Origin of the sequence: Shewanella septentrionalis, from assembly GCF_025370265.1 — a bacterium.
Classification (GTDB): Bacteria; Pseudomonadota; Gammaproteobacteria; order Enterobacterales; family Shewanellaceae; genus Shewanella; species Shewanella hafniensis.
Genome location: NZ_JAMTCC010000026.1, coordinates 44,847 through 70,399, shown reverse-complemented (window position 1 = coordinate 70,399; position 25,553 = coordinate 44,847). Strand labels below are relative to the sequence as shown.

The 25,553-nt window shown below is 44.5% G+C and carries 22 protein-coding genes; 8 read left to right on the top strand and 14 right to left on the bottom strand.

Features of this window, described 5'->3' with window-relative positions; genetic code table 11:
* Positions 1-44: 44 nt before the first annotated feature.
* The 5 genes from hemN to NE536_RS15345 all read right to left on the bottom strand — a co-directional run bounded on the left by hemN (position 45) and on the right by NE536_RS15345 (position 4,959).
* Positions 45-1,421 carry an oxygen-independent coproporphyrinogen III oxidase gene (gene hemN, locus NE536_RS15365; RefSeq protein ID WP_261273224.1) on the bottom strand — a complete coding sequence of 459 codons (1,377 nt, stop codon included), beginning with the start codon at positions 1,419-1,421 and terminating at the stop codon, positions 45-47.
* 261 nt (positions 1,422-1,682) lie between these two features.
* Positions 1,683-2,150, bottom strand: coding sequence for a DUF2489 domain-containing protein (locus NE536_RS15360; RefSeq protein WP_261273223.1), 468 nt, complete (start codon positions 2,148-2,150; stop codon positions 1,683-1,685).
* Between the two features lie 74 nt (positions 2,151-2,224).
* A complete protein-coding gene (gene yihI / locus NE536_RS15355) occupies positions 2,225-2,785 on the bottom strand; it encodes a Der GTPase-activating protein YihI (protein WP_006079359.1) in 561 nt (186 codons plus the stop codon).
* 90 nt (positions 2,786-2,875) lie between these two features.
* A complete protein-coding gene (locus NE536_RS15350; protein ID WP_226060114.1) occupies positions 2,876-3,514 on the bottom strand; it encodes a class I SAM-dependent methyltransferase in 639 nt (212 codons plus the stop codon).
* An 821-nt stretch (positions 3,515-4,335) separates the two neighbouring features.
* Complete coding sequence (locus NE536_RS15345) at positions 4,336-4,959, bottom strand: c-type cytochrome (RefSeq protein WP_006084749.1); 624 nt, start codon at positions 4,957-4,959, stop codon at positions 4,336-4,338.
* A gap of 168 nt (positions 4,960-5,127) precedes the next feature.
* Between NE536_RS15345 and yihA the strand changes: the two genes are divergently transcribed.
* A complete protein-coding gene (gene yihA, locus NE536_RS15340) occupies positions 5,128-5,787 on the top strand; it encodes a ribosome biogenesis GTP-binding protein YihA/YsxC (RefSeq protein ID WP_006079362.1) in 660 nt (219 codons plus the stop codon).
* 1,274 nt (positions 5,788-7,061) lie between these two features.
* Here yihA and polA read toward each other — a convergent pair.
* Complete coding sequence (gene polA / locus NE536_RS15335) at positions 7,062-9,827, bottom strand: DNA polymerase I (RefSeq protein ID WP_261273222.1); 2,766 nt, start codon at positions 9,825-9,827, stop codon at positions 7,062-7,064.
* A 387-nt stretch (positions 9,828-10,214) separates the two neighbouring features.
* Here polA and elbB point away from each other — a divergent pair, with 387 nt between their 5' ends.
* Positions 10,215-10,877 (top strand): isoprenoid biosynthesis glyoxalase ElbB, encoded by a 663-nt coding sequence (gene elbB, locus NE536_RS15330; RefSeq protein WP_261273221.1) that lies wholly within the window; start codon positions 10,215-10,217, stop codon positions 10,875-10,877.
* Positions 10,878-10,958: 81 nt separating this feature from the next.
* Here elbB and glpG read toward each other — a convergent pair whose 3' ends face one another.
* The 5 genes from glpG to NE536_RS15305 all read right to left on the bottom strand — a co-directional run bounded on the left by glpG (position 10,959) and on the right by NE536_RS15305 (position 15,435).
* A complete protein-coding gene (gene glpG / locus NE536_RS15325; RefSeq protein WP_261273220.1) occupies positions 10,959-11,804 on the bottom strand; it encodes a rhomboid family intramembrane serine protease GlpG in 846 nt (281 codons plus the stop codon).
* Positions 11,801-12,106, bottom strand: a complete 306-nt coding sequence (gene glpE, locus NE536_RS15320) for a thiosulfate sulfurtransferase GlpE (protein WP_006084745.1) — start codon at positions 12,104-12,106, stop codon at positions 11,801-11,803. The genes glpG and glpE overlap by 4 nt, the downstream gene beginning before the upstream one ends.
* A 153-nt stretch (positions 12,107-12,259) precedes the next feature.
* Entirely contained in the window at positions 12,260-13,285 is a 1,026-nt protein-coding gene (tdh, locus tag NE536_RS15315) for an L-threonine 3-dehydrogenase (RefSeq protein ID WP_006079369.1), read from the bottom strand.
* Between the two features lie 22 nt (positions 13,286-13,307).
* A complete protein-coding gene (locus tag NE536_RS15310) occupies positions 13,308-14,501 on the bottom strand; it encodes a glycine C-acetyltransferase (RefSeq protein WP_261273219.1) in 1,194 nt (397 codons plus the stop codon).
* A 286-nt stretch (positions 14,502-14,787) separates the two neighbouring features.
* Positions 14,788-15,435 carry a TetR/AcrR family transcriptional regulator gene (locus NE536_RS15305; protein WP_113940155.1) on the bottom strand — a complete coding sequence of 216 codons (648 nt, stop codon included), beginning with the start codon at positions 15,433-15,435 and terminating at the stop codon, positions 14,788-14,790.
* A 147-nt stretch (positions 15,436-15,582) separates the two neighbouring features.
* Between NE536_RS15305 and waaA the strand changes: the two genes are divergently transcribed.
* Positions 15,583-16,848 (top strand): lipid IV(A) 3-deoxy-D-manno-octulosonic acid transferase, encoded by a 1,266-nt coding sequence (gene waaA / locus NE536_RS15300; RefSeq protein ID WP_261273218.1) that lies wholly within the window; start codon positions 15,583-15,585, stop codon positions 16,846-16,848.
* Between the two features lie 26 nt (positions 16,849-16,874).
* On the opposite strand, the gene NE536_RS15295 is transcribed toward waaA, so the two are convergent.
* Positions 16,875-17,630 (bottom strand): 3-deoxy-D-manno-octulosonic acid kinase, encoded by a 756-nt coding sequence (locus NE536_RS15295; protein WP_261273217.1) that lies wholly within the window; start codon positions 17,628-17,630, stop codon positions 16,875-16,877.
* A gap of 98 nt (positions 17,631-17,728) precedes the next feature.
* Here NE536_RS15295 and NE536_RS15290 point away from each other — a divergent pair, with 98 nt between their 5' ends.
* The 4 genes from NE536_RS15290 to NE536_RS15275 are packed head-to-tail and all read left to right on the top strand — an operon-like array spanning position 17,729 to position 22,081.
* Positions 17,729-18,784: a glycosyltransferase family 9 protein gene (locus NE536_RS15290; RefSeq protein ID WP_261273216.1), complete on the top strand. Its 1,056-nt coding sequence runs from the start codon at positions 17,729-17,731 to the stop codon at positions 18,782-18,784.
* An 18-nt stretch (positions 18,785-18,802) separates the two neighbouring features.
* Complete coding sequence (locus tag NE536_RS15285; protein WP_425347536.1) at positions 18,803-19,894, top strand: hypothetical protein; 1,092 nt, start codon at positions 18,803-18,805, stop codon at positions 19,892-19,894.
* A complete protein-coding gene (locus NE536_RS15280; RefSeq protein ID WP_261273214.1) occupies positions 19,885-20,970 on the top strand; it encodes a glycosyltransferase in 1,086 nt (361 codons plus the stop codon). The genes NE536_RS15285 and NE536_RS15280 overlap by 10 nt, the downstream gene beginning before the upstream one ends.
* A 31-nt stretch (positions 20,971-21,001) precedes the next feature.
* Positions 21,002-22,081, top strand: coding sequence for a CDP-glycerol glycerophosphotransferase family protein (locus NE536_RS15275; protein ID WP_261273213.1), 1,080 nt, complete (start codon positions 21,002-21,004; stop codon positions 22,079-22,081).
* A gap of 44 nt (positions 22,082-22,125) precedes the next feature.
* On the opposite strand, the gene NE536_RS15270 is transcribed toward NE536_RS15275, so the two are convergent.
* Both NE536_RS15270 and NE536_RS15265 read right to left on the bottom strand, forming a co-directional pair.
* Positions 22,126-23,298: a glycosyltransferase family 4 protein gene (locus NE536_RS15270; protein ID WP_261273212.1), complete on the bottom strand. Its 1,173-nt coding sequence runs from the start codon at positions 23,296-23,298 to the stop codon at positions 22,126-22,128.
* A 355-nt stretch (positions 23,299-23,653) separates the two neighbouring features.
* Positions 23,654-24,724, bottom strand: a complete 1,071-nt coding sequence (locus NE536_RS15265) for a glycosyltransferase (RefSeq protein WP_261273211.1) — start codon at positions 24,722-24,724, stop codon at positions 23,654-23,656.
* A gap of 286 nt (positions 24,725-25,010) precedes the next feature.
* Between NE536_RS15265 and coaD the strand changes: the two genes are divergently transcribed.
* Complete coding sequence (coaD, locus tag NE536_RS15260) at positions 25,011-25,496, top strand: pantetheine-phosphate adenylyltransferase (protein WP_226060126.1); 486 nt, start codon at positions 25,011-25,013, stop codon at positions 25,494-25,496.
* The last annotated feature ends 57 nt before the right edge of the window (positions 25,497-25,553 follow it).

Below are 25,553 nucleotides of genomic sequence, written 5' to 3'. Positions count from 1 at the left end.
AGTCGGATTTTTTATGAGCGTTCGCGAGTGCAGCGATAGGCGCTTTAGATCACGCGCGAGAACTGTTGCTGACGTGCTTTTTGACGATAGTAAAGGTCGAAACACATACAGATATTGCGGATCAATAAACGGCCAGTTGGGCTGATAGTGATCTGTCTGTTGACGATTTCAACTAGCTTGTCATCGATAAATGTCTGCATTAACTTAAGATCTTCCGCGAAATAGGTTTCGAAGTTAATCCCCAATTTTTCATCAATTTTCGCCATATCCAGTTCGAAATGGCAAATCAGCTGTTTAATCACTACGCGGCGGATTTCATCGTCACGGTTCAGGCTACAACCTTTCCACAAAGCATGGCCTTCCTTATCTATGGCTTCATAGTAAGGGCGGATATCTTTCTGGTTTTGCGCATAGCAGTCGCCAATCTGGCTGATGGATGACACGCCAAGACCTAACAAATCACATTCTTCTTGGGTGGTATAACCTTGGAAGTTGCGGTGCAGTCTGCCTTCGCGCTGTAACTTGGCTAACTCGTCATCGGGTTTAGCAAAGTGGTCCATACCGATATATTGGTAGCCAGCGCCAGTTAAGGTCTCGATAGTTTGGTGCAGCATTTCGAGTTTTTGTTTTGGCGAAGGTAAATGCTCGTCTTTGATCTTACGTTGTGCAGCAAAGCGCGCAGGTAAGTGAGCATAGTTAAATACCGACAGGCGGTCAGGTGATAAATCTAAAACGCGCTGCATAGTGACGGCAAAGGTGTCTGGCGTTTGGTGTGGCAAACCATAGATTAAATCTATGTTGGTTGACACAAAACCCATGGCTTTCGCTTTGGCCATCAAGTCGAAGATAAATTGCTCGTCTTGTTCGCGATTAACGGCAATTTGCACTTCTTTATTGAAATCTTGTACGCCAATGGAGATCCGGTTGAAGCCCGCTTCTTTCAATGTGTCGAGCATTGACAGTTCTATCTCGCGAGGATCGACTTCAATCGAGTACTCGCCTTCTTCCGCAAAGTTAAAGTTAGCTTTAATCAATGACGTAAGTTTAAGAATCTGCTCAGGATTTAAGAACGTAGGTGTACCGCCGCCCCAATGCATTTGGGTCACACTGTAATGTTTAAACAGGGGCGCACGTTTGATAATTTCTTGGCTTAAATATTCAATGTACTGATCGGCTTTGTGTTGGTGGCGGGTGATGACTTTATTACAGCCGCAGTAATAACAAAGCTTGGCGCAGAACGGGATATGAATATACAGCGACAGTTTATCGCTTTTGCTATTTTCAATGGCCGTCAGCAGGTTTTGTTCGGTGAATGTGTCATCGAACTCCAATGCCGTTGGGTAAGAGGTATAACGGGGACCGCTGTAGTTATACTTTTCGATCATCGACTGATCCCAGCTAATCTGAGTGGGCTGCTTCAAGGCGTGTCCTCCGTGGGTAAATTAGCAACAAGCGAAGTATGCAAGGTTCTTAAGTAAATAACCTTGATCTAGGTTGTAAAAATGACGTCTGTCTTTTTAGAAGTTACGCAATATCTATCAAAAAAGTACGCTTGTCTGTCGATATATGGTGGTTTTGTGCGCAGGCTCACGGGAGAAAGCAGAGTAAGATTGGAGTGGGTTTTATCGAGATGACCTCAAAACCACAACATAAGTGGTCTTGAGGTATAACAATGAGCGAGTTTAATGCATCGCTTTGGCTTGGTAATCCGCCAGTTTTTTCGCATCATCACTGATGCCTTGCTCTAATGCCGCTTCGGACTTCATTCTGATCAAATCTAACTTCATCCTTTCTTGCTTAGGCAAGGCTTGGCGAGCATCCATGATGGGATGATCTTTAATTAGCTCAAAGTGTTTGAATAATGAAGGGTAATCGGGAGCCACGCGCTCACTCAATGACAGGATTTCAAATAATCGGCCAATTCTGACCACGCCTTCAGATATCTCACAGCGGTCTTCAATCATGGCAGTGGCGATATAGCGGATATCATCTAAAACTTGGGTGCGTTTTGCATTCGCCGTGACTTCACGCTCGGCTTGTTCGGCCTGCTGACGCTTTTTTTGCTGCTTGAGTTTTAGGATTAAGAAGGTGGCGTAGCTACTAAGCGCTACTATGATGATAAAACCGAGAATAATGATAGCCGTAGACACAGAGACTCCTTATATGAATGGCATAAGGAGCACAGCTAAAAAACTGAGTTCCCTATGCCTTAGCACTGAGAGGTTTAGAACTTGTCTTGATAATCTTTCAGTAAGTCAGCGCCTGATTCGAACTTATCGAACAACTCATCGTCAGACAAAGACTTAGCTGGTGATGAAGGTGCGTCATCATCCATATCGTCGCTAATGCCGAGTTTAACCATCAGAGCTTCAATCTTATTCAGCTGTTGATCTAACCATTTTTGATCCACATCGTTGAGATCACGGCCTTCTTCCAGCATATCTAACAGCTGATTTAGTCTTGGATCTTCTTCCAATTTCAGCAGTTTTTGTTCGTCAGTCAGCTTAGCTTGTTTCACTTTTGGCTGAGCGGCTTTATCTGTAACCACTGCCGCTGGAATCGCTAAAGCAATAGGCTTCTTGCTGCCATGACGCGGGTCTTTTTTCTTAGCGGCCTGCTGTTGCGGCGCTTGCGCTAAAATTAAGCTTTCGTTATGACGACTGCCTGATTTATTACCAGAATCTTTACGTTTGCCAGTCGCTACAGCGCGATCTTGCTTCTTCACTCTTGGCTGTAACTTAGGGCTGTTCTCGCCGCCCTTGCGTGTTTTCTTGCTACGAGACATGGTCTTCTCAATTGTTTACAACGTATGGCCCCGCAGACTAAGGGTGAGCTTGTCTACAAGGTGCGAAATTAGGCCGAGTGTTATACCAGATTATGATGTTTTTTGCATCAAAACGAGGTCCTTTGCGGCAAATAATAGTTCAAAATCGCTATTGTTTGCTAGGTACTCGAAGGTTTGTCGCTGGTAAAAGCTCACATGGGTGAGGTTGTTCTTGTAATGCCACTTAGCAAAACCATCTAATTCAGTCAGTAACGGTGTGCTTATCGCTAACCAACCACCAGGATGCAGTAGTCGAGAGAGTAAGGCCCACTCTTTTATTGGGTATTGAAAATGCTCAAAAACGCGATAACAGCAGATAAAATCATATTCTTGCTTTAACACATCATGATTCGGGGCAAAAAAGGGATCGTATTGGTTTAACTTGTGGCCCGCATTTTCTATGGTCGCCAGACTCTCATCATTGAGTATGCGTCCAAAATTCAATCCTAATAAACTACCAGCTTGCTGCTGCTCTAATTGCGCTAACAGCGGCAAAATAAATTGCGATAGCTGCTTTTGCTTCAACGCTATGCGTGAACGACCGTATCTTTGTTTCTCTGCCGCGGGTGGTAAATGGCTATTGGCATCCGCAAAGGTTAACTCACATGTCTTGCAAACATAAAAACTCCGTTTTTTATCTTGATGAAGGAGTTGTGTCTGACTGTTATGACAAAGAGGGCATCTGGGCATTGAGTCTGCTGAAGTGGTTATTAAGGCTTTGATTGTACCAATTATATTGGTCGAGTGCACATTTTAGACACTGGTGGTGTATTTACACCAAAGAAAAAAGGCGGCAGTTAAACTGCCGCCTTACAAAGGGTGCTTTAGCACCTTATCCTGATTCCAAGTATCCATACTTGCTATGCGACTTTCCCGGTCGGTATCCTTCTTTTTTTTACTGCTTTCCCTGCATTATTTTTGTTAACGGTCTTCCAGACACTTTATTTTTTTCTGTCGCCATCCTGACCACAGTTTCCGTAGATGGTCTCGCGACACATCATTGTATAGCATCGTCATCTTTGACGTTTAGTTAACCATCCGTGTTACTTAAGTACCTTCCAGTGATAAAAAGCATCCAGCCAGTGCATCCTAAGCTTATCGCTTCCTTTGCTACAGTTTACATCATGTAAACTGTGTCCTGATGGGGCAAGTTACCCTGAGTGTAAGGCGTTTTGCTAGAAGCAAATTGGCGTTATCGGCCATCCCTTACAAAATTGTGCTGACCTGGATTTCAAGTGGAAATCACGACTCTTGTTATTATTAGAGAGTGGTCTTAAGTATATTATTGTTATTGAGTGTCTTTATTCTTATATCTTGAATGTTAATTATACCGAAACCTGTAAGTTATTATTAATCTTTTTGTACAAACAGATGGGTTTATCTCGGTACGGGGCTTATTAAACCCAAATCTGTGATCTATGTCAAGCATGAATCTTGTGCAGTTTACGTTCACGTCAACTTGGTGGTGTAAAAAAAGGGTGATAATACACCCCTTTCTTAACTGACTAAGATTACTTCAGGCTAGAAAGATACTTAGATAGTGCGTCGATATCGCTATCGCTTAGCTTTTTAGCCACATCTTGCATCATGCCGTTCAGGTCATTATGACGACCCGCTTCACGGAATTTTGTCAGTTGGATCTTGATGTAGTTGGCGTGTTGGCCTGCCAATGTTGGGAAGCCTGCAAGTTCAGCGCCTTTACCATCTGGGCCATGACATGCCATACAAGCGGTAATACCACGTGAAACATCGCCACCTTTGTAAAGTTTAGCGCCTAGCTCAGGGACATCTTTCGCTTCAGCCACTTGGATTGCTTGGCTAGAAAAATATGCAGTAATGTCGAGAATATCCTGATCGCTTAGAGGCATTGCCATGCCACTCATGATAGGATCCATACGACCGTCTTTACCGCCAGTTTGCGCTGCACTACGGAAATCATGTAGTTGCTTTTGGAGGTAAGTGGCGTGTTGGCCCGCAAGTTTAGGGTACATATCGATCATACTGTTACCGTCCATACCATGGCAGGCTGAACAGACAATGATTTTCGTTTTTCCCGCTTCAGCATTACCTTCAGCAATCGCAGGTGAAGATATGGCGGCAATTACAACAGACAGCGCAAGAGCTAGCTTTTTCATGGCGTTCCAACTTCTGGTTAAGATTATTATCCTGAGCTTACTAGGGTGACCCGCAAGCGTGGTAAAATATGATTAATGTGATCGGAGTAATATTTTACACGAAAACGTGGAAAAGTAAGTAATTCTTCATAAATTATGGTATTGCGTAGAAAAATTTCGGAGTAAATAGTGACTGAATCTCGTATAGATTTTCGTAGGGCGAAGTTTTTAATCAGTGCACCTGACATTGCACATTTGGATCAATATCTGCCCGGCGATGTTGGAGTTGAGATTGCATTTGCTGGCCGCTCTAATGCTGGAAAGTCTAGTGCACTCAATGCATTAACTGAGCAAAAAAGTTTAGCAAGAACCAGTAAAACCCCTGGCCGAACTCAATTAATTAACGTATTTGAGTTAGATGCTCAGCGTCGTTTAGTTGACTTACCTGGCTATGGTTTTGCACAAGTCCCGCTTGCGTTGAAAAATAAATGGCAGCAGGCATTAGGTGAATATTTGCAAAAACGCGCTTGTTTAAGTGGCGTGGTTGTCTTGATGGATATACGTCATCCACTAAAAGATCTCGATATGCAGATGATCGAGTGGGCGGTTGCCAGTGAAATCCCTGTGTTAGCTTTGCTGACCAAGTCAGACAAATTAGCTCAAAGCGCTAAGATGAAAACCGTAAATGAAGTGCGTCTGGCGTTGAGTGAGTTTGGTGACTGGGTACAAGTTGAGCCTTTCTCATCGCTCAAAGGAACCGGTAAGCCTAAAGTGCTAGCTATTCTAAATGAATGGTGTCATCCGCAATGGTTGACCGATGAGTTAGATGCGGCGAACAACGCTGAATAATATTGCCTGTTTTGGCATACATGGTCGAGTTTGACTGTGTATGCCGCCCCTCTGTTTTTCCTGTAATTTTTCCTTATCTTTCCCTCTTGTTAAGCTTTTATCCCTATTAACTTTTCGTCAATTTCAGGCAAAAAAATAGCCGATGACAGTGTCATCGGCCAAAAATATTAGCTCTTTTGGGGAGAAGCTAAATTCAACAAGACTCAAGCACCACCAAATTAGCTTCAATGGTTCTCAATGAAACTAGCATACAGCCAATTTACTTTTTATTAAAGTAAATACTCTAAAATTTACCTAAAGTCTGAAAAAAGAGCAAAAAAAGCCTCAGCAAACAAGTTGCTGAGGCGCCAGAATTTGGCTCATCACTATAAGTGAAATAAAGGTCTGAAAGATAGAACATCTTAACCTCTGTACCCTACGCAGAGAATATTACTCCATTTATCTTTAAATGGAAAACAGTTTTTTCAAAAAAGAGGTAATTATGTGCGCTTGATCTCAGGTTGTGAGTGAAAAAGCATCTTAAATTGATCTTAAAATTTCATTAAAAATGCTTAATCGGCTGATTTAGCGGGGTAATCCGAAATTTATATACAAAAGAGATCAATATTTGAGATTTAATGTTTTTACTCTAAATCTGGCTTAATGTTTTAGTGTACGCGTGAGAGAACAACCGTTATGACTACTTTTGAGCATATATAGCTGGCTTTAACGCCGTTTCGATTCGTGTAATCACACCCTTGAGTCTCCATCTGCTGCGGCAGTAGTGTATCGATGAGCTCTACTGCTAAATGTATCAGGTAAAGATTGTGTGGTAGTGAGTTATGCATATTGCTGCCGATGAAGTTGCATCGTACTTAATGCACTAGTGTTTGTGGGGTAAGGAATGTTTGGTTGCGAGTCCTGGTTTGTGTCACCTGTTAAGTTGCGCTGCGCTTAACGAACTCGCGTGTTCGGAATACAGATTGTTTGGCTGTGAGTCATACATTATGTCGCCAGTTAAGTTGCGCCGAACTTAACGCTCTAAAGCGTGCGGAGTAGAGATTGTTTGGTTGCGAGTTAGGTATTGTGCTGCCGATGCAGTTTTTCTTAACTTAATGGTCTGATTTGTATTGTGAAAAGATAATTTTCGCACAGTGATGAAAGGGACTCAGTATTGATGTGCTTAGAGATGATTAAGACGGGAGAGAGCTAACCTGAGTTCAAAATATTGAATTCAGGTTAGCTTTATTTGCAGTTAAATCATATTGATAGTGCTGTTCTGGATATTATAAAGATTAGTGAGCTTCATCCCAGTTATCACCAATACCCGCTTCGGCAAGCAGTTCTACATCGAGATTAGCCGCTTGTGCCATCAAGGTGCAGATTGTCTTTTTAAGCGCTTCTGCTTTATCTGCATCGACTTCAAACACCAATTCATCGTGAACCTGCATGATCATAGTGATTTCGCCTTGGGTTTCTGTCTTGATCCACTGGGCAATATTGATCATGGCCTTTTTGATGATGTCGGCAGCCGTGCCTTGCATTGGTGCATTAATCGCAGCACGTTCAGCACCTTGGCGGCGCATCGCATTACGATCACGAATTTCGGGCAAGTAGAGGCGACGACCAAACAGAGTCGATACGTAACCTAGGTCGGCTGCCCCCGCACGCGTTTCTTCCATATAACGTAATACGCCTGGATAACGGGCAAAGTAGGTGTCGATATAGGTTTGTGCTTCATGGCGCGGGATATCGAGCTGGCGCGCTAAACCAAAGGCTGACATGCCGTAAATTAAGCCGAAGTTAACCGCTTTGGCGCGGCGACGCTGTTCTGTGGTTACTTCATCAAAGTCAGTACCAAACACTTCGGCAGCTGTAGCTCTGTGAATGTCTTTGCCCTCGGCGAAGGCTTTGAGTAAGCCGGCATCTTGGGATAAATGCGCCATGATCCGTAGTTCGATTTGCGAGTAGTCGGCTGCCAAAATTTTACGACCATCTGGTGCGATAAAGGCTTGGCGAATACGGCGACCTTCTTCGGTGCGGATAGGAATATTCTGCAGGTTAGGCTCGCTCGATGATAAGCGTCCTGTTGCCGCATTGGCTTGATGATAGCTAGTGTGCACACGACCCGTTTTAGCGTTGACCATTAGTGGCAGTTTATCTGTGTAAGTGCTCTTTAATTTAGATAGGCTGCGATGTTCGAGGATCACCTTTGGCAGAGGGAAATCTAACGCCAATTCGACCAAGACTTCTTCCGCGGTCGATGGTGCGCCCTTGGGGGTCTTTTTGGTGATCGGATAACCTAGCTTTTCAAAAAACAATACTTGCAGTTGCTTAGGCGAGCCAAGGTTAAATTTCTCACCGGCAATGTCGTAGGCTTTTTCTTCTAAGGTATCGATTTTACGCGCCAGCTCATCGCTTTGTTGGCCGAGTAACATGCTGTCGATTAATACCCCTTGGCGTTCAATATCCGACAATACTTGGATCAGCGGCAATTCGACTTCGGTAAACATAGCGGCAAGTTCGGCTTCTTTCTCGAGTCTTGGCCACAAATGTTGGTGTAAACGTAGGGTGATGTCGGCATCTTCGGCCGCATAAGGCGCAGCTGTTTCTAGTGGAATTTGGTTGAAGGTCAGCTGTTTTGCACCTTTACCGGCGATTTCTTCAAAGCTGATATTCTTATGGCCTAAGTACTTGAGCGCTAAGCCATCCATATCATGGCGCGAAGCCACTGAGTTGAAGACATAGGATTCGAGCATAGTATCGAAAGCGACGCCCTGCAGTTTGATCCCCGCATTGGCTAAGATACTTATGTCGTACTTAAGATTTTGACCGACTTTCTTCAGTTTTGGATCTTCAAGCAGTGGACGCAGTTTTTCTAGCGCGACGGTTTTATCGATTTGAGTCGGTGCACCAACGTAATCATGGGTCAAAGGCAGATAAGCCGCTTTTCCTGCCTCAACGGCGAAGGAGATCCCGACTAATTCTGCCACCATGTAATCTAAGCTGGTGGTCTCTGTATCTACCGCCATCAAGTCGGCTTGTTTAAGCTTAGCAATCCAAGCGTCTAATTCGGCTTCCGTGAGAATGCAGTCGTACTGTGTTTCTATCGCTTCGGCTGGAGTCGAGTCTTCCTGTGTCTCGGATGCCGCATCAATTGAGATATTTGCAGTGATTTTATTATCTAAGACTTCGGCTAACCAACGCTTAAACTCCATCTCGCCGTAGCATTTGATCAGTTCATCTTTGTCCGCAGGCTTGATGGTGAGTTCGTGCCAGTCTTGCTCAAGTTCGACATCGGTTTTGATGGTGGCGAGTTCGTAAGAAAGCTTGAGCATGTCGGCATTTTCAATGATCTTCGCCGCCATGGTTTTAGAACCCCTAAAGCCGAGCTCGGCGACTTTTTCGGGTTCCGCTAATAAGTTACTCACGCTGCCGGCTCCTGTGAGCATAGCGAGCGCTGTTTTTTCACCTACGCCGGGTAAGCCGGGAATGTTATCGGCCTTGTCGCCCATCAGCGCGAGCAAATCTATGATACGGTCTGGACCAACACCAAATTTAATCGCGACTTCTTCTGGGCCCATTATGGTGTCTGTCATGGTGTTGATGAGCGTGACGTTCTCATCGACTAACTGCGCCATGTCTTTATCGCCAGTGCTGATAAGCACTGCACGGTTTTCTAAACTGGCTTGGCGGGCAATAGTACCGATCACGTCATCGGCTTCGACGCCGGAAATTGAAATCAGTGGTAAACCCAGTGCGCGAATAATGCGATGCAAGGGTTCGATTTGCGAACGTAGGTCATCAGGCATCGGTGGGCGCTGTGCTTTGTACTCGCTGTACATGTCGTTGCGGAAGGTTTTTCCCTTGGCATCGAACACGACAGCGATATGGCTTGGCTGATAGCGAGTCAGCAAGCTGCGTAACATATTCACTACGCCATAAACGGCACCGGTTGCTTCGCCCTTTGAGTTTGTCAGGTGAGGAGGCGCATAATAAGCGCGATATAAATAAGAAGATCCATCCACAAGCACAAGTGGGTTTTTAGCGACGGTTGGCATAAGTATTTTTCGTTTATCGATGACGTAGATAGCGCTAAGCATGCCACATAAGCGCTATTTCAGCCACGGCAAAATGACTCCCAGCCTGTGGATAAGTCTGTGAGTGAAAAAGTCAACTGAGAATAATGGCGATGATTACGGCTTAGTGCGATATTTTTAAGTTGTTGTTTTTTATATTTATAAAAGATTTGTGTGAGTTTAATACTGTTTCTTAAAAAATCTTCCCAATTTGTGGATTTTTTATTGACTCCGTAAAATACATCTAAGGATTGGCTTAATTTTCGGCACTCGTCAGATTCGACGAATTAAGTTAGCACGATTTTTAATCAGATCAACCAGTTTGTTTATGGTTTGTTAAAACTTAATGACATAAGAAGGATATTTTTAATGAAAAAAGTCGCAGTGTTACTGAGTGGGTGCGGTGTTTTCGATGGAACAGAGATCCATGAATCGGTTTTAACGCTTTTATGTTTATCTAAAGCTGGGGTTCATTACCAATGTTTTGCACCTGATATCAAACAGATGCATGTGGTAGATCATCTCACTGGTGAGGTCGATGCGACAGCAAGTCGTAATGTTCTGGTGGAGTCGGCGCGCATTGCCCGTGGCGAAGTCAAATCGACCACAGAATTAGCTATCGCCGAATTTGATGCCTTGATCATTCCCGGTGGTTTTGGGGCGGCGAAAAATCTGTGTAATTTTGCGACGAACGGCAGCGAGTGTGAAGTCGATCCGCTGGTGACTGATTTTATCAATGAGTTCATTCTGGCGAAAAAGCCCGTTGGCTTTATCTGTATCGCACCTATGATGATCCCGCGTTTATATCCCCATGGCGTAAAAGGCACTATTGGTAATGATAGCGATACTGTTGCGGCGTTCAATTTGATGGGTGGAGAGCATCAAGTCGCGACTGTGCATGAGATCGTCGTAGATGAAGCGAATCGAATAATCAGCACTCCCGCTTATATGTTGGCTGGAAGTATTGCTGAAGCGCATTCAGGCATCGACAAGCTGGTTGCTAAGGTACTGGAGATGACTGACGCGCGTTAGGTTTGTAGAAGTGTAAGAGCGCGTCATTGAACCAAGATAAATCCCCATGCGTTCTTCTGGATTTATCTTGGTATAACGGGATTAGATTGAGCTTGAGGACTTGCGGCTATCGAATAAACCTTGGGCTAACCCTATGAGTAAGCCACCAATGTGGGCACCGTTCGCAACGGCAACCCCTAGAATATCCGTGAATCCCAATGCCAACCAAATCATCATAAAGGCCATATATGATGGCGGTAAGCCTATACCTGCCACAGGTTTACGTATCCCCATGATCCAAGTGTAGCCCACCACGGCATACACAACGCCAGATAGCCCGCCGAAGTTAGGTCCACCGACATAATATTGGATGACGTTTGGCAGTGTGCCCGCCACAAACAGCAAGATTAGCAATGGCGCTGTGCCGATACGGGTTTCGATTTTACCGCCTAAATACCACCACCATAGCAAGTTAAAGATGACGTGCATGGCTGAAAAATGCAGCAGGCTTGGGGTAAAAACACGCCAGAACTGGCTGAACTCTGAATTTGGTACCGCGCCAAAATAGGACAGTGCTGCGTAGGTTTGGTTGGCGAACCCTAAGTTCATCGCCGCAAAAATGAGTACGCAAACCGCAAAAACGATCAACGTGACTGGGCCTGCGCCGGTAATGAATTGGGTAAACAACTGTAGCGAAGGCGCACCGTAATCTATCTTAGTTTGGGTATCGCCGTGTTCCCACGAGGCTTGCAGATATTTACTGTCGTAGGGATGAGCCATGAAATGGGCAAACTCTGTGCGCGCTTGCTCCACATCTTTGTCATGGATGACGAGAATGGCGACACCTTGCTCCAGCGGCTCAATTTGGCAGTCAATGTGTTCACCTTTGAGGTAATCGACAAATGCCTGCGCGGCTCTGCTGTTGGGGAGTCTGCCAATTTCTATCATGCATTCGCCTCATGCCAAGCGCTATAGCCGCCGTCTAGGCTGTAAACGTCATCAAAACCTTGTTCGCATAAATATTGCGCCGCATTTTGGCTGCTCATGCCGTGATAACAAACCACCACCAGTGGGCTATCCATATCGGCTTGGCTAATAAATTGCGCTAGGTTTTCGTTATTCAGGTTAGTTGCACCTGCAATATGGCCGTTGGTGAAGCTATTGCCATCGCGGATATCGACGATTTGCACTGGCTGTGCTTCGGTCATTTGCAGCAATTGATTAACGCTTAAGTGTTTAAAGGAAGACATAATAAAACCTGACAAAGCTAAGGGATGGAAATCAAGATGGGATAAGTGTGCAACAAGGGGCTGCGAGTGTACAGCCCCATCTATACCCAAGCTATCTGAAGATACGAATCCTGCATCTTCAGGTCGTTTGGGTATAAGTAATGCTCTGCAGGATTAATCCCAGCTGAGGATTACTTTACCTGATTGGCCCGAGCCCATAGCGTCGAAACCTTGTTGGAAATCATCAATCTTGAAGTGGTGAGTGATGATAGGCGAAATATCTAAGCCAGATTGGATAAGGCTCGCCATCTTGTACCAAGTTTCGAACATTTCGCGGCCGTAGATGCCTTTAATGACCAAACCTTTGAAGATCACTTTGCTCCAATCAATCGCCATTTCGCCACCAGGAATACCCAGCATAGCGACTTTGCCGCCGTGGTTCATGGTATCTAACATGGCGTGGAAGGCTGATGGTACGCCAGACATTTCTAAACCGACGTCGAAACCTTCGGTCATGCCCAGTTCCTTCATCACGTCTTTCAGGCTTTCTTTAGACACGTTGACTGCGCGAGTGGCACCCATTTTACGGGCCAGCTCTAAGCGGTATTCGTTGACGTCGGTGATCACCACATGGCGCGCACCTACGTGACGACATACGGCCGCAGCCATAATGCCGATTGGGCCTGCGCCTGTGATCAACACGTCTTCGCCGACTAAATCGAAGGACAACGCTGTGTGAACGGCGTTACCGAATGGGTCGAAAATTGATGCTAAATCATCGCTGATGTCATCAGGGATTTTAAAGGCGTTAAAGGCAGGGATCACTAAGTATTCCGCGAATGAACCTTCACGGTTTACACCGACACCAGAGGTGTTGCGGCATAAATGGGTGCGGCCAGCGCGGCAGTTACGGCAGTGGCCGCAGGTGATATGGCCTTCACCAGAAACGCGGTCTCCAATCTTAAAACCACGAACTTCTTGACCGATATCAACCACTTCGCCTACATATTCATGACCAACAACCATGGGGACTGGAATGGTTTTTTGTGACCATTCGTCCCAGTTGTAGATGTGCATGTCGGTGCCACAAATCGCAGTTTTTTTAATTTTGATCAGCAGATCGTTGTGGCCCATCACTGGCTTAGGCGCATCGACTAACCAAATACCTTTTTCGGCTTTTAACTTGCTTAGTGCTTTCATTGTCTCAAGTCCTAAATAGGGGTTAAATAATGCCCATTTCTTTGGCAATACGGGTAAAGGCGGCGATCGCTTTGTCGAGTTGCTCACGGGTATGTGCCGCTGACATTTGCGTACGGATACGGGCTTGTCCCTTAGGAACTACTGGGAACGAGAAGCCAATAACATAAATATGTTCTGCTAATAAGCGGTTAGCAAAGTCGCCCGCCAGTTTCGCATCACCAATCATTACAGGGATAATCGCGTGGTCGGCGCCGCCCAAAGTAAAGCCTGCTGCTGACATTTGCTCACGGAAATAACGGCTGTTTTCCCATACGGCTTCGCGCAGGGCTTGGCCTGATTTGAGCATTTCTAACACATGGATAGATGCAGTCACGATTGATGGCGCTAATGAGTTAGAGAACAGGTAAGGACGTGAACGCTGACGTAACCAGTCGATGACTTCTTTTTTACCCGAAGTGAAACCACCCGATGCGCCGCCTAAGGCTTTGCCTAAGGTGCCAGTGATGATGTCGACTCTGTCCATCACATTGCAATATTCGTGCGTGCCACGGCCGTTTGCGCCGATAAAGCCCACAGCGTGAGAGTCATCGACCATCACCAGTGCGCCGTATTTATCGGCTAAATCACATACGCCTTGCAGGTTAGCAATCACGCCGTCCATCGAGAATACGCCATCGGTGGCGATCAAGATGTTACGGGCGCCTGTTTCTTTCGCGGCGATCAACTGAGTTTCTAAATCGGCCATGTCGTTGTTGGCATAGCGGAAACGCTTCGCTTTACATAAACGCACACCGTCGATGATAGAAGCATGGTTTAACGCATCGGAAATGATGGCGTCTTCTGCATCTAACAAGGTCTCGAACAGACCTGCGTTTGCATCAAAACATGAAGAGTAAAGAATGGTGTCTTCAGTGCCGAGGAATTCGCTTAGGCTAGCTTCTAGCTTTTTATGTATGTCTTGGGTGCCGCAAATAAAGCGTACCGACGCCATACCAAAGCCGTGGCTGTCTAAGCCCTGTTGGGCGGCTTTGATTAGCTCTGGGTGATTCGCTAGGCCTAGGTAATTATTCGCGCAAAAGTTAACAACTTCTTGGTGATTAACTTGAATGGCAGTCTGTTGTGGTGAGGCAATAACACGCTCGCTTTTATATAAGCCTTCGGCTTTGATGTCTGCAAGCTGTTGATTAATCTGTGCGTAGAATGAGGTAGAGGCCACCTGATATCTCCTTAGTTAACTTTATTCTGATTTTGGGAGTGGCGGCATTCTAACTCTAAACCTAATCGGCCTACAGCCTTTTTTTCATGCAGGTTCGCAAGATAAACTAGTTTAGGGCTAAAGTGGTTTTTACATTATAAAAACTAATGTGCAACATAAGTTTGCCACTGTTTGACTGAGTATTCTTTTAAGCGTTGTAGAGCGAAAACGGGTTCGCACTCAGTACTATAATTGCTTTGAGTTTAGTTCCGAATGCGAGTTCCCAATATAGGCGTTTGGGATGATGTTATAGGGATTCTTGACTCGCTAGCGCGTGGTAATGTTGCTCTAGGCGAGTAAAAGTCGCAACGGAAGTCGGGGTTGCATAGGCTTTGAAAATCATCAGCACCCTTAAAACGCCTTCATAAAGTGTCGCTTTAGTAATGGTGGACGTGCTGGATTGTGTGAGTTGATAACCAATCCAAAAGCTGACGATCATCTTAATGGTATCCGCCAGTGGCGTGATTTTGTCAGCATCGACACACAGAAATCCATCTTGTGTGAGTTTATGCAGCACATGGCTTGAACGCGTTAAGACTTGCTGCTGTGCGTGCAAATAGCGTTTTTTTAGTTCTTCATCGCGGGCGAGAATATCCGCAAGATTGGCGTACATAAAGCGGAATTGCCACAAGGTATAGAACATAGCATCGAAGTAGCCGATTAACAGTTCTACATCCACTTGCTTATCTTCATAGGGTTGGAAACCCGATTCGAGATGATTCTCATATAGACTGAAAATACAGCGGATAATGTCTTCTTTATTGCGAAAATGGTAATAAAGATTCCCGGGACTCATATTTAAGTGAGCGGCAATGTGATTGGTGGTGATGTTTCTTTCGCCATGCTCGTTGAACAGTTCAAGACTGGCATAGATTATTTTGTCGCGGGTTTTCATAAGTTATCCAAATTGCTAGTGAACGCCACATAATTGATCAAAGAAAGCTAACCAACGACCGCCGAACTGCTGGTAAATTATCCCTAATTTGGTGCATATGCTAACATTGCCGCTATTCATCAGGCAAAACTCATAAGCACGTTTTTAATGAATCGTTTTCTCTATTCCACGATCTTATATTTATTATCCCCTTTGCTAGTCGTCTATTTAGCATTTCGTGCTATTAAAAGCCCTGATTACCGCGGTCGTTGGGGGGAGCGTTTTGGATTAACTCGACTTAAATCGACGGATTTACTGGTCCATTCTGTGTCTATGGGTGAAACGCTTGCGGCAATCCCATTGATCCGTTTGATTATGCAATCACACCCTGAATTAAGCATTACGGTTACCACAACCAGCCCAACAGGGTCTGCGCAGGTGCGTAAAGCCTTTGGTGACTCAGTGCAACATTGTTATTTACCCTTTGACTTACCTTGGTGTGTAGGGCGTTTCTTGCGCCAAGTCTCACCTAAATCTTGCATCATTATGGAAACTGAACTGTGGCCTAACTTGGTTGCCATAGCGGCCAAGCGAGGTGTGCGCTTGATGTTGGCCAATGCACGTCTGTCGGCCAAGTCGGCGGCGCAATATGCTAAGCGTCCTAAACTCAGTCGACCTATGTTGCAACGACTCGATGTTATTGCGGTGCAGACTCAAGTAGAAGCGCAGCGTTTTATCGAGTTAGGTGTATCGCAGGACAGAGTGACAGTATGCGGTAGCTTGAAGTTTGATCTCAGTATTACGCCTGAGCGTTTAGCCAATGCCAAGCTGTTGCGTCAGACTTGGGGGCGTAAAACCTCGCCGATTTGGGTCGCAGGCAGTGTGCATCCTGGAGAATTTGACGCCATGCTCACCGCCCATAGGCAATTATTGGCTCAGTGGCCCGATGCCTTGCTGATTATTGCGCCGCGTCATCCTGAGCAGTTTTCTGCAGTTGCTGAGTTTGTTGCCAGCCAAGGTTTTGAATTAATTCGTCGCAGCAGTAATCTTCCTGTGACGGCAACGACTCAAGTGCTGGTCGGCGATACCATGGGTGAACTTCTGACCTTTTATGGTGCCGCTGATCAAGCTTTTGTCGGTGGCACGCTGATCAATAATGGTGGCCATAATCCCTTGGAGCCTGTTGCTATGGGCGTGCCTGTTATGGTGGGACCGAACCATTGGGATTTTGCTCAAATTACGCAGATGTTGGCGGATGCTGGTGGGTTAAAGGTTGTCGCATCGGCGGATGAACTTGCCGCTAACTTGATTGAGTATTTTGCTAAACCTGAGTTACGCCTGCAGGCGGTGAACGCGGGATTGGCTGTGGTTGAGGCTAATCGTGGTGCCTTACAGCGACAATTTCTTCTCGCACAATATTTAATAACCGCTTAATTTAACTGGATAATTTTTTTAGTGGTTCAGGCGTTTTGCATCGCCGCTTGATAGCCCTGCATCAGTGATGACCAGTTATCAGCGGTGAAGGCAAGGTTTGGTAACTTGCCTTGTTCTTTATTGAAGGAACGTAAAAGTCTGTCTAGATTCGATTGCTGCCATTGCGGGCTCGGTGTTTTTAACTCGCCGCGGTCGAAATCGATAAGATAAAACCGTTCTGGCGTTAAGGGTTCAGTTTGCGCGGGCTGGAACAGAATATTCTTGGCATTAAGGTCGGCGTGGTACACACCACGCTGGTGGAATTGGGCGATAGTTGCTCCCAATGCTTGCCATTGCTCAGTGCTCATGACCCCTTTGCCGAGTTTAGCGACTAAATCTTCGGCGCCTTCGACCCGTTCGATAATGATATCGGCGCGGTAAAATAATCCATCGCGCACTATGTTGGCGGCAATCGGTTTAGGTACAGCAAAATCTTCGCGATACAAAATGTCTAATAAGCGTAACTCACCCATGGCGCGGGTATTTTCGAGGCCAGTATAAACGTAAGCATCTTTGCTGAATTTCTCCATTAAGCCGCCACGCCAATAATGACGCAATACCCAATGACTGTGCTCAAATGCCACAAACCAAGTGGTGTAGCGGCCTTTGGATGAACCGACGACAGCATTTTTAGCCCGCCAAAAATCCACCGAGAACCACGCGGGATCGATATCTGTTGGCGTATCTTGGCAAACTGCCATGTGACCTTGGGCGGTTTTTATGAGCTGTATCTGAGCATTCATCGGAGATTTGTTGACTTAAGCGTGGCACCTAGGGCCATTCTACATTAAGATCCTTAGCTTGCGCCAAATAACCTTAAGAGCTTTTAGCTTCAATCCCAATGAGTTTAAATCCCAATACCATGAATTCTCTTTGTTTGCTGCGCTTATCCGCTATCGGTGACGTCTGTCATGCCGTGGCAATGGTGCAGGCGATTCAGCGGCAATACCCCGAGCTCAAAATCACATGGGTGATCGGTAAACTCGAATATCAATTGTTGAAGCATTTACCCGGCATTGAGTTTGTTATTTTCGATAAATCTCAAGGATGGCGCAGCTATTTTAATTTGCGTAAGGCCTTAAAAGGCCGACGTTTTGACGTGCTGCTGCATATGCAGGTTGCGCTACGTGCCACTTTGGCTTCATTAGCCATTTCGGCAAAGGTGCGCATAGGTTTTGATCGTGCCCGCGCTAAAGAAGGTCAGTGGCTAGTGACAAATCACAGGGTGGAGCCCTTGGCCAAGCCCCATGTGCTCGAAGGATTTATGGGATTCGCTAAGGCGATTGGCGTTAACGATCTCACTCCTCAATGGCATATTCCTGTACCCATTGCGGATACTGAATTTGCCCAGACGCAGATTAAAGACAATGAAAAAGTCTTTATCATTTGCGCTGCAGCCAGTAAGGCAGAACGTAACTGGTTACCAGAGCGCTATGCCGCCGTTGCGAGCCATGCGATTGCGAAAGGATTTAGAGTCATGCTTTGCGGTGGCCCAACTCAACTTGAGAAGGATTTAGCAGAGCAAATTTTGCAGGCTTGTCCCTCTAAAATCGATAATTTAGTGGGCAAAACCAGTCTGACGCAATTATTGGCCCTGCTAAAACGCGCCAGTTTAGTGTTAGCGCCTGATACGGGCCCTGCGCATATGGCGGTGACCCAAGGTACTCCGGTGATCGGTTTATATGCCCATTCGAATCCTGGGCGCACAGGTCCTTACCTATCGCAACAATATGTGGTGAGTGCCTATGATGAGGCAATGAGATCGCAACATAGTGGACAAATTACGTGGGGAACTCGCGCCAAAGGCGAGCATTTGATGGCTTTGATCAGTGTTGAAGCCGTGATTGAGAAGTTTGAGTTAGTGGTGAATGATAGTCATGTATCAAATGGAATTTGAGTGTATTAAAGGATATTTATGACAGTCAAAACGGCCACTAAATTTTTATTTATTCCCGTATCGTCGGCTGAGGGCATTGGCGAATACATGAGATCAATGATCATCGCCGATGAGGTTAAACGACTGTGGCCGAGCGCTGAGATTAAATTTATTTTGAGTCAACAGGCACCCTATGCGGCTCAATGCCCTTATCCGGCAGTGCTACTTGAAGATACGCCGACTAAACAAGTCAAAGCGGTGAATCAAATCATGTCTGATTACCTGCCCGATATAGTATTGTTCGATGCTTCTGGGCGTAAATCACAGTTAGTCCATGCCCATAAACTCGGCGCTAAGGTCATATTTCTCAGCCAGCACAAGCGTAAGCGTAGCCGTGGAATGAAAATTGGCCGCGCTTTAGTGACGGATTGTCATTGGGTCGTGCAACCAGAATTTGTGATCGGTCCTATCAGTTGGTTAGATCGCCTGAAGCTGAAACTCATTAATAAACCCGCGCCTTTGAATATAGGTCCAGTCTTTACCCAACCCGATGCAAGCACTCAAGCGGCGTTATTAGCGCAATATCAGTTAACAAATAATGAGTTTGTATTATTTAATGCGGGTTCTGGTGGGCACAAGGTTAATGGCGAATTAGCCGCAGATATTTTTGCACAGGCCGCTCATGAAAGCTATAAAGCATCAGGCATAACAAGTGTCATGGTTTTCGGCCCGAATTATCCCAAATCATTGCCTAATTTAGCTGGCATTATTTTGATCTCGCAACTTGATAATCAACAGTTTATAAATCTTCTCGCAGCCTCTATGGCTGCTGTATTGGGGGGGGGCGATACGCTTTTACAAGCGATTGCGCTGCACAAAGCAATATTAGCCGTACCCATTTCAAAAGATCAGTCCAATAGGATTGCTGCTTGCAAATTAAAACAGTTAGTTATGGCATGTACGGCTGAATCGAGCGAAATACAAGATGCGGTTAAAGCGCTAATAAAAAAAGTAGAAAATAATGATGGATATGAATTGCAATGTAAGGCCAGTGATTTAAATGGTTTAAATGTCGCAATTCGTGAGATTCACAATGTATATGATCGTTTAGGAGATAAATCATGCGGATAGCCATTGCCATTGATAGTTTAGCGGGTGGCGGAGCCGAAAAGGTCATGATTACCTTAGCCAAGCAATTTATTCGCTTAGGACATGAGCCGCATTTTTTAGTCATGGAAGATAATCGCTATTATGAAACCCCTGAGGACTTACCCGTTCATCAATGTTTTGCGCCTAAGGATAAAGATTTCGACCATTTTGGGCGATTGAATGCTTCGGTTCACAAACTCATCACAAAAATTGCGGAAATTGAATCTCAAGTGGGCAAGTTCGATTTGTTTTTATCTAACTTAGATAAAACCAATTTGATGATGACCAAAACAGGTGTTTCACCGCTTTATGTCATAGTCCATTCCTCTGTGGAAGAAGAGTTGAGCCGTCAGTTTAAACTCGGCCCCTTCGCCTATTTAAAAAAGCTGAGAGCCAAAAAAGCGCTCAATGGCCAGCATTTGATTACCGTCTCAAATGGCATAGCAAAGGAGATTAAAGATCGAGGTCGTTTGCATCCAGCATCGATGCAGACTATCTATAATCCATTTGAGTTTAATGAAATCACATCTCAATCACAGCAAGACAATCCGCAAATTCCTCAGGGTGATTATCTTATTCATGTCGGTCGCTTTGCTAAGCAAAAACGCCATGATGTACTGTTTCAAGCCCTCAAGCTAACGCAAAATCAACTTCCCGTGGTGCTCTTGTGCCACAACCACAAGAAAGCGATAAAAGCGGCGAAAAAGTTCGGTATTGAGAAACGCTTAATTATTCCCGGTTTCCAAAGCAATCCTTTCCCTTGGATTAAGCAGGCTAAGGCATTAGTGCTTAGTTCCGATTTTGAAGGTTTGCCGACAGTCTTGATTGAGTCATTAGCGTGTGGGACGCCTGTGGTGAGCACTGATTGCCCCCATGGACCTAGTGAGATTTTAACGGGGAATTTAGTGCCGTATCTTGTGCCGCGTCGTGATCCTGCTGCGCTAGCAAACATGATAGATGAGGTTGTTAGCCTGCCGCCATCTCTTGAACAGGTGGACATTTTGGCAAAAGTGGATGCTACGATAATAGCCGAGCAATATTTAGCGTTGGCAAAATAATTAAATTGTTTGAGTTGTTGGGGGAATACTTGTGGAAGAAGTCAAACAAGCCAAAAGACGTTACTTATTTTACATAGCGCAAAACTATTCCTATGCGATGTTAAGGCCGCTTCAACAAGCCATTTGGGCTAGAGGCGATGAGGTTTGCTGGTTTTTAGAGGGAAATGAAGTCGACGCTAAGTTTCTAAAGGCTGATGAGCCGCGTTTGTTGAGCGTTGATGCCGTTAAGGCGTGGAAACCCGATGCGGTATTTGTTCCTGGGAATGTTGTCCCTCGTTTTATTCCTGGGGTTAAAGTCGGGGTATTTCATGGCTTTAATGCGGGTAAAATGAACCATAAGGGTCGCGAAGATCACTTCGAAATCCGTGATTGCTTTGATTTGTATTGTACTCAAGGCCCGGCGACAACTTTACCTTTCCTTGAACTCGAGAAAAAGTTCGGCACTTTTACAGTGGCTGAGACGGGATGGCCTGCGCTCGACCCCCTATTTATTGAGAATAAAGATAATCCCTATATCAAAGCGGATGACCCAAGACCTGTGGTACTCTTTTGCTCGACATTTTCACCTAGTTTGACCTGCGCACCTGTGGTATTTGAGCAGATCAAAATCCTGTCGCAAAAGGGCCAGTGGCGCTGGTTAGTACAATTCCATCCTAAGATGAAGCCAAGTATTGTTGAGCAATACAAGACTCTCGAAAATGAGAATCTCCAGTTTGTGGAAACCGATAACGTGATCCCGCTTCTGCAGGCGGGTGATGTGATGCTCTGCGATACTTCATCGATTTTATTGATGTTTTTAATGCAGCGTAAGCCAGTGGTGACCTTTAAAAATCAGTCACCTAAAGATCATTTAATCGATATCTGTCAGGTTGAGGATATTGAATCTGCATTAACGCGAGCACTGAGTCGTCCTGATGATTTGATGGCGCACATCCATGCTTATTGTAATCAAATTCACCCTACGGGGGATGGCCAATCTAGCCAGCGAGTTTTAGCCGCAACAGATGCTTTGATTGATAAAGGCACCGATTGGCTTAAGCCTAAACCATTGAACTTGCTACGCCATTTTAAGATGCGTCGCAAGCTAGGTTATTTGAAGTTTTTTAGTTAGCAGTCGTTACTTATGGGCCGATATTGAAATATCGGCCCATTTTGTTAGCCTTGCAGTTTCGTTTCTTCAACCAGTTTAAAGATGATTTCTTGCATATTTTTCTGGAAATCTTCAATACTGTGGTTTGCTTTGATGTAGTCAACTGCCTTAACCGCGAGTTCTTGTCTTAGTTGTTCGTTTTCCATCAGATGGCGTATACCATCGACAAATAAATCGACTTTATCAAAACCATCTCCGAGCACTGTACCTGTAAATACGCCAAATTGACTCGTCAGCTCGTCGGGGTCACGGCAACTGACGAGAAGGGTGCCATAAGATAACGCTTCTAAGAAAGAAATTGGTAGAGCTTCGTGAATTGAAGTGTTGACTAAAATTTTAGCATCTTTGATTAGCTGGTTTTTTCGATCGCCTTCTACATGCCCTACAAAATGTAGGTTGGGAATATTTAGGTAGTCATTCATGATGGACTGATTTTTCTTTGATTGCCTAAATGATTGACCTAGCATGAAAAATTCATATTCAGGCATCAGTTTAGCTATCTCGCAAAATAACCAACCACGTTTGACTGACTCAATTCGTCCCAGAAAGATAATGTGATTTTTCTTCGGGTGAGCTTCTACATCGAAACTGTGATCTATCTCAATAGGGTTGGGTAAATATTTGAGTTCAGTTTTATTATCGAGATTATAGAGATCTCTGGCTTTACGATCTAAAAAGCGTGCTTGAGAAATAAATGAGACTTTCCCTGCTGCCCAAAGGTCATGAACAAACTGATTAATATTACTGTCCCAATAACTTTTCTCTGGGAAAAGTTTGACGGTATTAATTTCATCCCATTCATAATCAGGTCTTGGATCTTGTACCCAAAATAGAAGTTTTTTATCAATATTAGGGATAGTTTTAAGAATACGGTAGGAATGGGTTGTCATTTCTATTGACAAAAATATATCGTAATTTTTCTTTTTTAAAAATCTAATATTAATAAAATCCATAAACTTAGCTGCTAAACGATAAACTTTAATGCCATCGATCATATAGCGACGAGGTATTAATCTTTGCTTGCTGCAGTCTTTTTTTATGAGCACTTCTACTTCAATATTCTCATTGGGTAAGTGTTTGGCAATTAAGTAGCGCGCTAGAAAACCGTACCCACCGTACACTGTACCTGTACCCCCAAAGTACTCATCAACTAATAAAGCCACTTTAAACTTACTCATTACTACCCCAAAAAAATCATTTATTGCTAATTCTACTTAGGCAGAATTATTTGATGGGAGTATTTTGATATTTTTCAAATAGACTATCAATGAAATTATTTATTCATAAATACAGAATGGTTAACCTTATAATAAACTGTTTTATCGATGTTCAATAATAGTAATTATACAGGCTAAATGTATTGTATTTCTGTGTGTTATTACTCTTTGTTTGATGCATTTGTTAACGTCTTGTGTTTTTTAATCCAATTAAAACGAGCTTTCATGCTGTATCAGAGTGTAACAGGTGTTGGAGGTTAAGTAGAAACTCTACTTATATTCAATAGAGTTTCTACTTTTTACCGTATAAAGATATTTATTCGGCTAAGTTCAAATATTGCTTTGCAATATTTTGACTATCTACGGCTTTAAGAATAGCAAGGTCTTCAAGCGATGGAGGCGATGCCAGACATTCCAGAGCCTTCTGTGCCAGCAGTGCTGGTTGACGAACAGGGACTAAGTATTTTGCTAAGTGCCCTGTAAGGATTTCATTTGGGCCGTGAGGACAGTCTGTGCTGACAACTGGCGTGCCGCAGGCTAATGATTCAATGACCACAGTGGGCAAGCCCTCAAAGTCGGAGCTCAGCAGCATCAATTCTGCTTTAGCAATCCAAGCATAGGGATTATGTTGAAAACCAGGTGTGATGATTCGGTGCTCTACGCCGTATTTTTGGGCTAATTTACGCGCCTTATTTGGCCGATTACAGAGAAGAACTAGCTTAGGCGCTGTCGGCATCTCCCTCAATGCTTTAAAGAGAATGTCATGGCGTTTTTGACGAGTCACTCTACCCACATGGATCATGTAAGGTTCATTGGGAATTTCGGCAATGACTTCTTGAGCTTTATTTTTTATTTCTTCGAGGCGAAAAGGGTTGTAGATGGTTTGCACGCTCTGTGGTTTTAACCACGATGTGGCTCTTAGTTCGTCGGCAATCCCATTTGAAACTGTGATAATTTTTTTGCCGATCAGAGCTTTGGCTTTTTTCCATCTGCGCCAGAAGTGCACTGGACCGCGTTTTAACTCCATCAATAATTCTTGCTTTAATGCACAATGACAGAAGTAGTAGCAAGGATCGAAATGACAGCCGGAAACAACAACGTCGCAGTCGGTTGAATTGCTTAAAAAAAGTGAGAATCCCCCCGTTTTTTCTGCTTCGCTCACTTTCGTTATAAGTTGTTGTCTCTGCTCCTGAAGCGAAGGTTTTTGACCTGCTTCAAACAGATAATGAATGGTTACATTTTGTGGCGGCATAAAATCGCCTTCCTTGTGAAACACAAATAAATGCACATCTTGACCTGCTTCCTGCAACACTTCTGCCTGCGATAAGGCTATTTTTACCGTGCCGTTGGAGAAAAAGTTATAGCAAAAAATCGCGATTTTCTTCATATATGCTCTTATGCGTGTCTTTAAACGTCGCGGTTTCAACCTAGCTTTGACTTATCGTGATAGCGTCGAATGGGTAAGCGACATCGTATTTGGTCGGTTTCAATTAGGTGAAACATTATATCAGTTGGCGCCTTTATAGGGGCTTACTCACTTGGATTCTTGTCAAATTTGAGGCTTCTTATGGCTATTTAAAGCCGATTTAGCTGCGATTATTCACTCGCTTGGCTAAAACGAGTAGACTGACGAACAATGATTTTTGGCATCCAATGTGAGTTGAGTCAGTAAAGTGCACACAAGAGCGATTTATCCTGGGACGTTTGATCCCATTACCAATGGCCATGCCGACTTGATTGAGCGTGCCGCTAAGTTATTCAAACATGTGATCATTGGCATTGCTGCTAATCCTTCTAAGCAGCCAAGATTCACCTTAGAAGAGCGGGTTGAACTGGTAAACCGTGTCACAGCCCATTTGGATAACGTTGAAGTGGTTGGATTTTCTGGCCTGTTAGTGGATTTTGCTAAGGAACAAAAAGCCAGTGTGCTAGTGCGTGGCTTACGTGCGGTATCTGACTTCGAATATGAATTCCAGCTAGCAAATATGAATCGCCGATTGAGTCCAGATCTGGAAAGTGTTTTTTTAACACCTGCCGAGGAAAACTCCTTTATCTCTTCAACATTAGTAAAGGAAGTCGCTTTGCATGGTGGCGATGTGAGCCAATTTGTTCACTCAGAAGTGGCTATGGCTCTTGCGGCTAAGCTCGTCAAAAACTAGATTTTGCCCACGGACTAATGATTTTTACGTGGGAATTTTGTGTTAACTTTGAGGCAT